Raw genomic sequence first — 12,889 nt, forward strand, 5'->3', positions numbered from 1 at the left:
CCGGGCAACTATCAAGTGGTGCTTCACGTGGACGGCAAGTCGTATCGCGCGCCGCTGCTCGTCGCGCTGGACCCGCGCGAGCAGGTCAGCCAGGACGAACTGGCCGCCGGGCTCACCTACTCGCGCAACATAGCGGCTTTGCTTCAACGCGTATGGCAAGGCTACGGTGAAGTGGAAGCCGTGCGCGACCAACTGGAAGCACTGGATCACAAGCTCGGCAAGAGCGCCGCATACAAGGCGCTGCTCGACAGCGCGGATTCGCTGCACTCGAAAACCACGCCACTGGTCGAGGGCGCGGGCGAGACGTCCCTCAACCTGCACGCCATCAGCGACGCACTCGCCGCGATCGCCACCGATGTCGAAGGCGCCGATCATGCGCCGACTGACGGTCAGCAACAGGCGCTTGCCCATTACCAGGCCAGCGTCGACCAGGCGTTCGCTCAATGGAACGCCATGCGCACGACCGATCTGGCGAAGCTCAACAAACAACTGCACGAGGCAGGCATCACGGCGGTCAGCGTACCCGGTGATCACGCGACCGGTCCCGGGCGGACGCTTCAGAATGGTCAGGCTGATTGATGCTAGAAGCCATGCGACCTCAAGTGGAGGCCGATGATCTGTGCTTCGGAAAAGCGCCTCTTCATGTCCAACCTCCGTCAGTTGGAGGATTGGACCTCAATTCGCCGTGCTACTCAAAACCGGGCGCTAGACGATAGCCACGATAACTTGCCTAATCGCTGATCGAAATGTCAGCCGGCGCCGAGAGCCGCGAGCACAAAAGTTGCGAGAGGCGCTCGCCACCGCGGTTTACTTACCCGGTGCGCAACATAGCTAGGCGTAAAATCGCGCAACAGCACGCTGACGTGTTGCGGCACGCTCAGGCCGTTACGCAACATTGAACTATTCCGGGTTGCGCAACGGCTTTCTTCGCCAATTACATAGGAATGCGCTGAGTTGTGAGGCTTTGCCGAGGGCAACGCACGCCGTAACTACCAAGAACGCGAAATCATGGTTGGCTCTGGTGGCTCGCTCTGACTTATCTGCTTTCTTTGACGCATAGAAGCGCCTCTGCAACTGTTCACGGACAACGAACTGCTCCTGCAAAGGCGCCTCTTGATTGCACTTTGGCATTGGGCTTGGTGACGCGGGTCTAACGTTGCGCGACGTCAATTACTTGGGCCTAACACCGTAAGTCACCAAAGCGCGTGTCCTACACTGCACTTGATTGCCCACTACGGGCTTGCTCCATCGGGCATGCAGCAACATCTCTGTACGGGATCCCCATGCGCTCCCTCCTCGGCGGTCTCCGCCCTTCGCGCGAGCATCAACGCAACCGCGTCCGCACCGGCGGCGAAGCGCAGCTGCCCCGTCGCGTCGTTAGCCGCGCGCCACACTTCGAGAGCCACATCCGCTTCGTGGGTAACAGCATGGTTATCCGCGAGCGATGAGAACACGCGATGGGCGAATGTTTCGTAAGCACCTGGAATCAGTCCCTGCATGCGGCCCTGCCCATTGGCGGTAAAGCGGGTCGATGGGCCGTAACCGGGTTCCACCAGTTTGACGCGCACGCCAAAGGCGCCAAGTTCATGCTCGAGGGATGACGTGAAACCTTCGATCGCCGCCTTACTAGCCGTATAGGCGGCCACGAGCGGAAACGGGGCTAGCACAGCGCTAGAAGTGATATTGATGATGATGCCGGCGCCACGCGCACGAAACTGCGGGATAACCGCTTGGCACATGGCCATGGTGCCAAATGTATTTGTCTCGAAGACCTCGCGCACCGTCGCCATGGGCGTCGCCTCGAAAGCACCGAACAAGCCAATGCCTGCATTGTTAACCAGCACATCGATGGGGCCCGCAGCATCCAGCGCCTGCGCGATGCTCTCTACGCGGGTTACATCGAGCGCAATCACCCGCAGGTTGGCCGACGGAGGAAACAGGTCGTGTCGCGGCGTGCGCATGGTGGCGATGACCTTCCAGCCCAGCGCGAGAAAATAGCGCGCCGTCTCCAGGCCATAGCCTGACGAACAACCCGTGATCAATACGGTTTTCATTTGTCTCTCCAGTGGTCCGGTGGGTGTGGAGAGAACGATAGGTGTGGCACGCAGGACTTTCGATAATTGTTCGTCCATGATTCTTTCGCTAAAGTCCAATCATGAGCGATCCACTGTCCGAGGTTGTAAGGCTGCTGCGCCCACGTGCCGTGTTCGCCAACCCCATCAGCGGCAAAGGGAGCTGGGCGGTTCGCTATGGTGACTTTGGCGAGCCGAGCTTTTGCATCGTATTGGCCGGCGGCGCCCGCCTCGCCGTGGATGGCCATGAGCCCATCAATCTGCAGGCCGGCGACTTCGTGTTGTTGCCCACCACGCCCGCCTTCACCCTTTCCAGCCACTCTCCCGCACCGCCGGTGCATCTTGACCCGCGCCAGATAGCTGGTGGCGTCTCCGAGTTGCGTTACGGCGAGCCTCACGGCCCGCCCGATATGCGATCGCTGGGCGGCTCCTTTCTGTTTGACGACGCGAACCCGGCACTGCTCGTGTCCCTGCTTCCCAGAGTCGTGCACGTGCAAGGTTCGACACGCCTGTCGCAACTGGTGCGAATGGTCGGCGAGGAAGTCGCGGATCAAAAACCCGGCGCCGACTTCGTGCTAGCCCGGCTTGTCGAACTTCTGCTCGTGGACGCCATGCGCGAGGTCTCCAGCACCAGTGCACCACCGGGTTTGCTGCGTGGCCTGGGTGACGAACGGCTCGCCCCCGCACTTCGGCAGATGCACGCGCGCATCGACCTCCCGTGGAGCGTCGAACAACTGTCCAGGGTCGCCGCGCTGTCGCGTTCCGCCTTCTTTGAGCGTTTCAACCGATTGGTCGGCGTTGCACCCATGGAATACCTGCTTGCCTGGCGCATCGAAGTCGCCAAGGGGCTGCTTCGCGACGGGGAGTTATCCGTCGCCGAGATCGCCAGCCGCGTGGGCTACGCATCGGCAAGCGCCTTCAGCGTGGCCTTCAGCAGGCACGCGGGCATGCCTCCAGGAAAATACGCGCGATCGCTTTAGCAGATCATTGGCGCGAAAAGGTTGTCGAGTCGATAGCGCGCCGACGCCACGAAAAGGGCTTCAAGTTGCTTTTCGCGTGGTCACGTGACGAGACCCGCAACCCAGGTCAGAGGCACTGTCTAGATGATGAAGGCCACGGCGGAGCATGACCCCGTCGAGGGGTCGATCTGGCCAAAACGGGGCCACGTGTACGGTGTGGTGCGGTTCTGCATTTTCCGTTGTCACGACTGTCCGCACCGCCTGTTCGTAGTCCCACTGCAAGTCCATCCGATAGCGCGCCGGGGTGCCGAGGCGGGCGGACAGGCGCAAGGCGATGTCCGTGGTGATGGGGTACCGTCCCTGGATGATCGCGCTGATGTGGCGGGATGGAATGCCGGTGGCTCGCGCGAGCGCCGCCTGCTCGATGCCGCGTGGCAGCAGGTAGGCGTGCAGTGTCGCTACGGTCATGCTCCCGCCAAGTGGGCTAAGGGGTGATGTTGCTTGCAACATCGCTGGCAGCTGTATGCGCGCGAAGGATCTTGAGCACGTCGCTGATGGCTTCCGGCCTGTTGGGAACCTCGTGGTTGGAACGAACGATCAATGTCGTCGTCGACCCCGTGAGGAGTGCGCTGCTCAATGGCACGAAGCCGTCCCCGGGTGGTTTCACACCGGGCAGAACGCCGGCGATCGTGTCATAGCGCACGCCTGCTGCGGGCATCAGCTTCGCATCGGCAAGCGTCACAGGCTCGTCAGGCCGCAGGCTGGTGATGCTGCTTATGTGGCCTGTCTGGAACATGGATAGAAGCGTCGGCTGGATGGCGCCGGGATTCTGGAGGGCTATGCGCATCAGCCCGGAAATTTCCTCAATGTGCCGCCACGCCAACAGCCCGACAAAGCGTCCCAGCAGGCCGTCTGCCGACGGACTTCCACGCTGGGGCGCGGCCATGAAAATGATTTCATCGACACCCGGATATGGCTTGAACTGGAATACGCCCTTGAGCGTGGTCAGATCGGTCGCGTTGGCGTGCAGGCTTTCAAAGGGGGCTGTAAATGCCGCATTCCAAACCTCTGGTGTGCTCTGAGCGCATAGCAGTCGCGCGATCACCCCGCCCATGCTGTGCCCGATCAGAACAACTCCCTGTCGAGCCGGCGCCAGGCCATCTGGATCGATGTCGCTCCAGGCCTTATCGATATAGCGCTGGACGCGGTAGCGCTCCACCAGCAGGGGTGCATTGCTTTGGTACACGACGTGCCAAATCTGATAACGCCGGTGAAGCTCCGGATCACCCATGATCGCGTTGCTCAGCCGTGCCCAGATGACAGGGCTGCCGGCCACGCCATGGATCATGATGATGGGTGTTTTGTCTGGATCGTAGTCGTCCAGCATGAAGAGGCCTGATCGCTTGCCTACTTCAGCGCCGCCGATCAGCCCCCACCATGCCAGGCGCTTCAGGCTTGTTCGCTCCAGCAACTGTGCGTAGGGTGCGGATACATCGTCGGCAAGCTCATAGCTGGCGGCGCCCACAGCGTGTGAGGGCTGGAGCACGGGATTCTGCAAGACGAGAACTGGCGCGCCATCATGCGGTTCAGCCCGGGTCGACGCCTCTACCCACATGGTTGCCGGACGAAAAATGCCCTCGGGCGGATAGTGTCGGCAGATGGGCCTGTCGCTGCATGGCAACGCAAACGCCACGAGCGGCACGCCGAAGCCTGCATGGCGATAGTGAACGCCGCCCAGAGTATCCATCGGCACCTGATCGGCGGGTTCGATGTAGATGCTTTTGCCAAGGCTGTCGGGCAAGCCGCGAAATTCAACACGAACCGCTGCGCCTCCCAGTGAGGCCATGCCCGCTGTCACATTGATGGGGCCGCCCTGTGCCGCCACGTCGAAGAACGAGCGACTGCATAGTGTCGAAAGCGCCCCCGCTGCTGCTTCGGTCGCTGGCTCGGTACTGGCCATCGCGTCGTGCGCGAGTGTCGCGCAATGCAACCACGCATCCACCTGGATTCTTGTGGATTGCCCCCGGATGGCTACGGCTTGCCAAGCTCGCGCTTTCTCGAGCATGGCCTCGGCGGGGACGTCCGGGGGCTGCGCTCCACCCGTCGTTGCGCAGCCGCTCATGCATGCGATCCCAGCCAACGAATAGACCCACGCGAAAACCTGCACGACAGGCCGTGCAAGAAGTGAGCGGCCACGCCTAGAACGATCCGTCATGATCGGACGTTCTCCGAATCCTGGAAAATTCTATGGGATATTAATGGCTGTCGAGCGCCATTCACGTAGGTCAGGTGAGGCGATTATTGCGCTACGGGAGCCGGCTTTGTCAGCAGTCGGCAAGAACTGCGTGGGCTGAATCACTACCTCAGAGGACGCGCCCTTGCCATGGCGCCGACGGTAATCGGCCGGGTCACGCTCCCTGGCGAAGGTGCTGACGCTTCTTCCAGTGCGCGAAACTTCTGGCCCCGTAGAGCGAGGGGCATTAGCTCTGGATTTGACCTGTACCTCCAACAGGGCAGCACAGCCCGAAATCAACACCAAAGTATCACTGGTCTTGGCTGTCGCGCGGCCGCACCGCGCCTGGTGCGTGACAAGTACGTGAAGAGGAAAACGGGGATTAGGCCGCGAAAGTTCAAATTGCGCGCGGTTTCCGCCGGCAACTTGAACGCCATTTCTGCCGTGGGTCTAGCGGTCCCTCCCTGCCCTCGATAACACGGGCCAATCATCTGCGCCGGTACTGCCGGCGGTTGGCGCCCGCCCAATGTCTCCGAATGGCGCGGTGCAGAGGAAGGACCTATCGAAGCTCAAGTCCGCCAATAGGCCAACGCTCTGCAGAGTGCTTTGCGCCGCGTTATGCATGCGAAGGAAGAAAGAAGGATCGCGTTCGTCTGCGGATTTCATCACGCACAAAGATGCGGCCATGTACATCCCCCAGATGGAGTATCGGTGCGCATGCATTACCGCCCATCACGGGCCGGCTGTCGTCTTGGTGGCACGGTAGAATCCAGGTCGGACTTCAGGAGTTGGGGGACTCATGTCGCGATCGAGCAATCGCTCACATCCGATGGATCGGCTTGGCGCCGTGCAGGTTGATACCGCCTGCGCCTGGCACGGGATCTTTCGAGATCGAATCGCAATCCGCTGACTGCTCAAATCCTCGCCGCATCAAAGTGGCCGGCGCATGGCTACCGCCCTCACCATCTCCGGCACTTCGAAGCATTCACTACTCACTCATCACGGGATTGGCCTGGCAAGCATTCGCCGTCTGGCATGCGCCCAGCCAAACAGGGGACAACATGAATCGCACTTACCGGCTCGTCTGGAACCACGCCCTGCGCGTGCTTCAAGTGGCATCCGAACTTGCGCCCGGACTGACCACCGGCCATTCGGTAGACGGCACGACGCCGCGTGCCATCCGGCGCCGCCTGATCGCATTGGCTTGCCTGGCCGCCTGCGCAGGCTCGATCGACTCGGCCATGGCGGCGTGCTCCCCGATCAATCCGACCAACGGCGCCATCGTAACCTGCTCTGGTGCTGCCAACCCCCTTGCACCTTCCTACGCCTCGAGTGCAGACAACCTCACCGTCAATGTCTTCCCAGGCGGTTCCACCGGTGTACTGCTGGGTCTGGGCGGCACGGCCATGTCCCTTACCGGCAATGGCACGACCTTGACCAACTCGGGCGCCATCGATCCGTCCCTGCTTGGGCTACTCAGCCTGTTGTCCTCTGGCACCGTCATCGGCAATCCCAATCTCGGTACGGCCATTCCAGGCAGCACGGTCCAGGTCACCAACCAGGGCATCATGTATGGCACTACCGGTTTGCTGGGGCTGAACCTTCCCGACCTCACGGGCATGGCCCTGTCGGTACGCAACGGTGGCGGTGGCACGACGACCATCAACAACTCCGGCACTATCGGCTCGAGCGCGCTGCTCGGGGTTTCCTTGCTTGGGTCTGATGCACCCGTCGTTGCCGCCTACGGCGGCGCGCAGATCAACTTCACCAATACGGGAACGATCACCGGGCGCACGGCGTTTGAGTCCTCGGCCACGGGCAACACGTTCATCAACGCCGGCACCATCAGCGGCAGCGTGTCGATGGGCACCAACAGCACCAACGCCTTCACCGCGGTAACCGGCTCGGACGTCAACGCTGGCGGCAGCCTGGGCCTGAACCCGCTGGGTGTGCTCGGCATCAATCTCAGCTTTGCACCCACCGGGCAGATCGATGGTGGCGCGGGTGGCAACAACACCCTGGTATTGCAGAACGTGGCGGCAGGTCCCGGCTCGGGCGCTTCAGGCACGGGTTTCGCGTCGTCAGGCACTTACGTCAATTTTCAGAATCTGGTCGTTAACAGCGGCACCTGGACTCTGGGCGGTTCGCTGGTCGACGGCAGTACCACTCTCAACGGCGGCGTGGCGCAGTTCAGCAGCGACGTCAACTTCGGCAACGCTTCCACCATTACCTCCAATGGAGGCGGAATCGCCGCCAGCAGCAGCGGCGTGACGCTGAGCAAATCGATCCTGCTCAACGCGGGCGGCCTCACCGTCACCGGCAACAATGACTTCACCCTGTTCGGCCAGCTGTCCGGCAGTGGCTCGCTGACCAAAAGCGGGGCCGGTACCGTGTCGCTGAGCTCCCTCGAAACGTATACGGGCGACACCCTTATCAATGGCGGCACCCTCGCGCTCAGCGGTGTTGGTGCGCTGCCCAGCAATGGATCGGTCAACCTGCAGGGTTCCGGCACATTCGATATCTCCGGCGCCAGCGGCAACCGGACCATCGGCGCAGTGACAGGCAACTTCGGCACGGCAATCACGTTGGGTGCGCGCACTCTCACGTTCGGTGACGGCACCAACTTCGGCGGAACGATCAGCGGTACCGGCGGCATCATCACTCAGGGCGGCGTGGTCACCCTGAGTGGCGCGAACGTCTATACCGGCGGCACCGCGATCTATGGGGGCACGCTGGCGATCGGCGGGGGCGGCAACCTCGCAGGCAGTGGCGCGGTAACGCTGAGCTTCGCAGGCGGGACCTTCGATATCAGCAGCGCCACCGCAAACCAGACCATCGGCGCACTGTCCGGCGTTGCCGGTAGCCAGGTATTACTGGGCACGAACACGCTTGCCCTGGGCGATGCCAGCAACACCACCTTTGGCGGCACCATCGACGGCACCGGCGGCATCGTCAAGCAGGGCGCCGGCACCTTCACCTTGAGCGGCACCAACACCTACACCGGTGGCACCACCGTCAATGCCGGCACGCTCGCCCTCGGCAGCGGTAGTTCGTTTGCTCCCACCGGCGCGGTTGATTTGGCCGCACCCGGCAGCTCGCTCGATCTGTCGGCCGCCGGTGCTCAGACCATCGGCTCCCTGTTCGGCGCTACTGGCAGTTCGGTAATGCTCGGCGCCAATGCGCTGACCCTCGCGCCCTCCGGCAGCAGCAGCTTCGGTGGCTCCATTGCTGGGATCGCCGGCGTCGTGATCAACGGTACGGGTACCGAGACCTTCACCGGTACTAACGCCTACACCGGCGGCACCAGCATCCAGTCCGGCACGCTGGCGCTGGGCATCGGTGGCGCGCTTGCCGGAGGCAGCGCGCTGACGCTGGCCAGTGCGGGCACCTTCGATATCTCCGGCGGCGGCAACCAGACCATCGGCACGCTCGCCGGCGCCGGCGGCACGGTCAGGCTCGGCGCCAACACGCTCAGCGTGAGCGGCACCGGCGGTGGCAGTTTCGATGGCGTGATCCAGGGGGCCGGCGGCGTGACCAACACCGCCAACGCGCTCGTGCTCAACGGCGCGAACATTTATACCGGCCTGACCACGGTGCAAGGCGGCAGCCTCACCGTCGGCGATGCGACGCACACCGGCGGTCGCGTGGCCGGCGATGTCATGGTGGCGAGCGGTGCCTCACTGGGCGGCTTCGGCACGGTTGGCGGCAGCGTCACGGTGCAGAACGGCGGCCACCTCGCACCGGGCAACCCCACCGGCACACTCACCGTGGGTACCAATCTCACCTTGAGCCAGGGCAGCGTGCTCGATTTCTCCTTCGGCGCGCCGGGCCCCAACTTCACCACCTTCGGTACCGGCCACAACGTGGCGGTGAGCGGCAATCTCGCCATCAACGGCGCCACGCTCAATCCGGTCGATGCCGGCGGCTTCGGCCCCGGCCTGTACAACCTGTTCACCTACGGCGGCACGCTGACCGAAACCAACGGCGGCATCGCGCCGCCTTCGGGCTTCACCATCCAGAACCTTATCGCCAGCAAGCAGATCAACCTGATCAACACCAATGGCCTGATCCTCACCTTCTGGAACGCGAACGGGCTGGCCAGCGGCACGCAGATGGGCGGTGGCAGCGGTACCTGGAGCGTTGCCCAGCCCAACTGGACCAATGCCACCGGATCGATCACCTCAGCGCGCAGCCCGGCCGATGCGTTCTCCATCTTCGGCGGCGCGGCGGGCACGGTGACGGTTGACGATGCGGGCGGCACGCAACCCGTCTCCGCCAAAGGCATGCAGTTCGCGAGTGACGGCTACCACCTCACCGGCGACACGCTCACCTTGGCAGCGGCGTCGGCCGGTGCCTTCAGCGAGATCCGCGTGGGCGATGGCAGCGGCGCCAGCGCTGGCTGGACGACCACTATCGACAACACCCTGACCGGTGTGGGCCTCAACAAGACCGGTGCGGGCACTCTGGTGCTCAATGGCGTGAATGCCTATACCCAGGGAACGATGCTGACGGCTGGCACTTTGTCTGTGGGCTCCGATGCCTCCCTCGGCGCCAACGGCACCGCGATCGATTTCGAGGGCGGCATGCTTCGTGTCACAGGCACGACCTACACCTCGACCAACCGCGCGATCATCTTCGGTGCCGCAGGCGGTGGCTTTGATATCGCCGATGCGACCAACACTTTCACGGTGAACGACTCGCTGAGCGGCACCGGCAGCCTGGTCAAGCTGGGCGCCGGCACGCTGGTCCTGGCCGGTGCCAACAGCTACACGGGCGGCACGACCATCAACGCCGGCACCCTGCGCGGTGACACGGCGAGTCTCCAGGGCAATATCACCAACAATGCGTTGCTGCAGTTCGAGCAAACGGTCAACGGCACCTACAGTGGCTCGCTGTCGGGTACCGGTGCGCTCGTGAAGGCAGGTACCGGCACGCTCGTGTTGACCGGGGCCAATAGCTACACCGGCGGCACCACCATCAGTGCCGGCACGCTCCAGGGCGATACCACCAGCCTGGTGGGCGACATCACCAATAACGCAGCGCTGGTCTTCAATCAGTCCACGGATGGCAGCTTCAGTGGCGGCATCTCGGGCAACGGCTCAGTGACCAAGCTGGGTACCGGTACGGTCACGCTCGCCGGGGCGAACTCCTATACCGGCGGCACCACCATTGCCGCCGGTGCGATTCAGGGCACCACGACCAGCTTGCAGGGCGCCATTACGAACAACGCATCGCTGATCTTCAACCAGGCCACCGACGGCGTTTTCACCGGCGCCATCTCCGGCAGCGGCTCGCTGACCAAGAGCGGTGCGGGCAATGTCACCCTCAGCGGCGCGAACACCTACGCGGGCGGTACCACCATCAGCGGCGGCACCCTTCAGGGCGACACCACCAGCCTGCAGGGCGCGATCACTGACAACGCAGCGTTGGTCTTCGACCAGGCAGGAGCTGGCACATTCAGTGGCGTGATCTCCGGTTCGGGCTCGGTGACCAAACAGGGTGTCGGGACAGTCATCCTTACCGGCGCCAATGCCTATACCGGCGGCACGACCGTCGCTGCCGGCGCGCTCGTGGGATCCACAGTCAGCCTGCAGGGCAACATCGTCGACAACGCCTCCCTGGTGTTCGATCAGGCAGTCGACGGCACCTATGCCGGCAACCTGTCGGGTGCGGGGTCCCTCACCAAGTCCGGTGCGGGCGTGCTCACCTTGTCGGGGGCCAGCACCTACAGCGGCGGCACCACGATCACCGCGGGTGCGCTGCGGGGCAACACGTCGAACCTGCAGGGCACGATTGCCGACGGCGCGGCACTCGTCTTTGACCAGGCCACCAACGGCATCTTCAACGGCACCCTGTCGGGCGGTGGTTCGCTCATGAAGACAGGCGCTGGCAACCTGACCATCAATACGGCGAACACCCTCGCCGGCGCCACCACGGTTTCCCAGGGTGCACTGATCGTCGGCGATGACAGCCATCCGGCCGCCAGCCTCGCCGGCGCCGTGTCGGTGGCCAGCGGCGCGATGCTTGCCGGCATTGGTTCGATCGGCAGCCTCGACACCTACGGCGCCGTGAAGCCCGGCAATTCACCGGGCACCCTTTCCGTCACCGGCAACGCGGTGTTCCGTCCCGGATCGAGCCTGGAAGTCTGGGCCACGCCGGACGGCCAGGTCGGCCGCCTCGCGGTCGCCGGCAATGTGTCGATCCTTGGCGGAAGCGTCCTGACACTCGCACAGGCAGGCACCTATGCCCCGCTCACCCAGTACACCATCCTGACGGCAGGCAACGGCATCACGGGCAGCTTTGGCGGCGTGACTTCCAATCTGCTCTTCCTGACGCCGGCACTGGGCTACAGCAGCAACGCCGTGACGCTCTCCCTGCAGCGTAACGACGTGAGCTTCGCGAGCGTGGCGCAGACCCGGTCGCAGTTGGCCACCGCCGCGGCGCTCGATCGCTTGTCGATGGCCTCGCCGGTCTATGTGGGCATGCTGGGGCTCGATGCCGCGACGGCGCGTCATGCGCTCGACCAGCTCTCCGGCGAAGTGCACGCGAGCGTGACCACCGCGCTCGCCGATGACAGCCACTACGTTCGCGACGCGATCAACAACCACCTGCTCGGCGCATCCGCCGGCGGCCAGCAGACGGAGGGCGTAACCAGCGCCGGCACCAGCGTGTGGACGTCGGGCTGGGGCCATTGGGGCAATCACGATGGCGATGGCAACGCGCACTCGATGAGCGCCAACGGCAGCGGCATCCTGGTCGGAGCCGACCTCCCGGTTGACGCCTTCCGTCTCGGTGGTGTCATCGGCCATGGTCAGGGCAGCCTGAGCGTGGATGAAGTCACCTCGACCGGCCACACCGATTCCAATTACGCCGGCCTGTACGCGGGATGGGATCTGGGTGCGTGGCGCGTGCGTGGTGGCCTGGCCTATGCGTGGCAGTCTGTCGACGTGACGAGGCACATCGCTTTTGGCCCCTACACCGGCACAGCGCAGTCGAGCTACGACGCTAATACCGGACAGGCCTACATCGACGCGGGTTACACCTTCCACGTCGACGCCAGCACCGTGGAGCCGTACATCAACCTGAGCCAGGTCCATGTCCGGACAGACGCCTTCGCCGAACAGGGCGCGGCCGCGGCGCTGGCCGTCAATGGCAGCTCGGCCAACCTGAGCACCGGTGTCCTTGGCGTGCGTGGCACGCTCGACCTGGGCCCAGGCGGGCTGCATGCCTATGCCGGCGCGGGCTGGCAACATGCCTGGGGCGACCGGTTGCCGGAACGCCAGCAGCGGTTTGTGGCCGGCGCCGACACGTTCACGATCTACGGCTTGCCCGTTGCGGACAACGCCGGCGTGGTGGATCTTGGCCTGCGCTTCCCGATCAGCCAGATGGTGACGGCAGACTTCGGCTACCACGGCCAGTTCGCCAGCGGCGCCAAGGACCAGGCCGCTCGCCTCACCTTGAACGTCGCCTTCTGACCATTCCCGCTCGGAGTGGGTCTGCATCCTCGCCCTGGCTTGCCGGGGCGAGGATCGGCGCCAACAACGGCCAGTCCGAGAGCCCGGGGGTTCGCGACACCGGCGGCAAGCCAGCTCCGGTTTTTTACGTGGTGCCGCGCGACTTGGCCA

At 63.9% G+C, this 12,889-nt stretch carries 6 protein-coding genes; 3 read left to right on the forward strand and 3 right to left on the reverse strand.

The window, feature by feature from the left end; translation table 11 throughout:
* On the forward strand, positions 1-579 hold a 579-nt coding region (locus JMF82_RS12700; RefSeq protein WP_201314935.1), incomplete at its 5' end, for a hypothetical protein.
* 653 nt (positions 580-1,232) lie between these two features.
* On the opposite strand, the gene JMF82_RS12705 is transcribed toward JMF82_RS12700, so the two are convergent.
* Positions 1,233-2,132, reverse strand: a complete 900-nt coding sequence (locus JMF82_RS12705) for an SDR family oxidoreductase (RefSeq protein ID WP_307837976.1) — start codon at positions 2,130-2,132, stop codon at positions 1,233-1,235.
* A gap of 23 nt (positions 2,133-2,155) precedes the next feature.
* Here JMF82_RS12705 and JMF82_RS12710 point away from each other — a divergent pair, with 23 nt between their 5' ends.
* Positions 2,156-3,052 carry an AraC family transcriptional regulator gene (locus tag JMF82_RS12710; protein WP_201314936.1) on the forward strand — a complete coding sequence of 299 codons (897 nt, stop codon included), beginning with the start codon at positions 2,156-2,158 and terminating at the stop codon, positions 3,050-3,052.
* Between the two features lie 60 nt (positions 3,053-3,112).
* Here JMF82_RS12710 and JMF82_RS12715 read toward each other — a convergent pair whose 3' ends face one another.
* Together JMF82_RS12715 and JMF82_RS12720 are read right to left on the reverse strand one after the other, a co-directional pair.
* Positions 3,113-3,499 carry a HigA family addiction module antitoxin gene (locus JMF82_RS12715; protein ID WP_201314937.1) on the reverse strand — a complete coding sequence of 129 codons (387 nt, stop codon included), beginning with the start codon at positions 3,497-3,499 and terminating at the stop codon, positions 3,113-3,115.
* A gap of 16 nt (positions 3,500-3,515) precedes the next feature.
* On the reverse strand, positions 3,516-5,153 hold the full coding sequence (locus JMF82_RS12720) for a hypothetical protein (protein ID WP_201314938.1): 1,638 nt from the start codon (positions 5,151-5,153) through the stop codon (positions 3,516-3,518).
* A 1,172-nt stretch (positions 5,154-6,325) separates the two neighbouring features.
* On the opposite strand from JMF82_RS12720, the gene JMF82_RS12725 reads away from it, so the two are divergent.
* Positions 6,326-12,739 (forward strand): autotransporter-associated beta strand repeat-containing protein, encoded by a 6,414-nt coding sequence (locus tag JMF82_RS12725; RefSeq protein WP_201314939.1) that lies wholly within the window; start codon positions 6,326-6,328, stop codon positions 12,737-12,739.
* The last annotated feature ends 150 nt before the right edge of the window (positions 12,740-12,889 follow it).

It is taken from the genome of Dyella sp. EPa41, assembly GCF_016586165.1.
Classification (GTDB): Bacteria; Pseudomonadota; Gammaproteobacteria; order Xanthomonadales; family Rhodanobacteraceae; genus Dyella.

Excerpts from the sequence above, each read along its gene's own strand:
- JMF82_RS12705 (WP_307837976.1), bottom strand. The coding sequence starts at position 2,132 with ATGGACGAACAATTATCGAAAGTCCTGCGTGCCACACCTATCGTTCTC.
- JMF82_RS12710 (WP_201314936.1), top strand. The coding sequence starts at position 2,156 with ATGAGCGATCCACTGTCCGAGGTTGTAAGGCTGCTGCGCCCACGTGCC.
- JMF82_RS12715 (WP_201314937.1), bottom strand. The coding sequence starts at position 3,499 with ATGACCGTAGCGACACTGCACGCCTACCTGCTGCCACGCGGCATCGAG.
- JMF82_RS12720 (WP_201314938.1), bottom strand. The coding sequence starts at position 5,153 with ATGAGCGGCTGCGCAACGACGGGTGGAGCGCAGCCCCCGGACGTCCCC.
- JMF82_RS12725 (WP_201314939.1), top strand. The coding sequence starts at position 6,326 with ATGAATCGCACTTACCGGCTCGTCTGGAACCACGCCCTGCGCGTGCTT.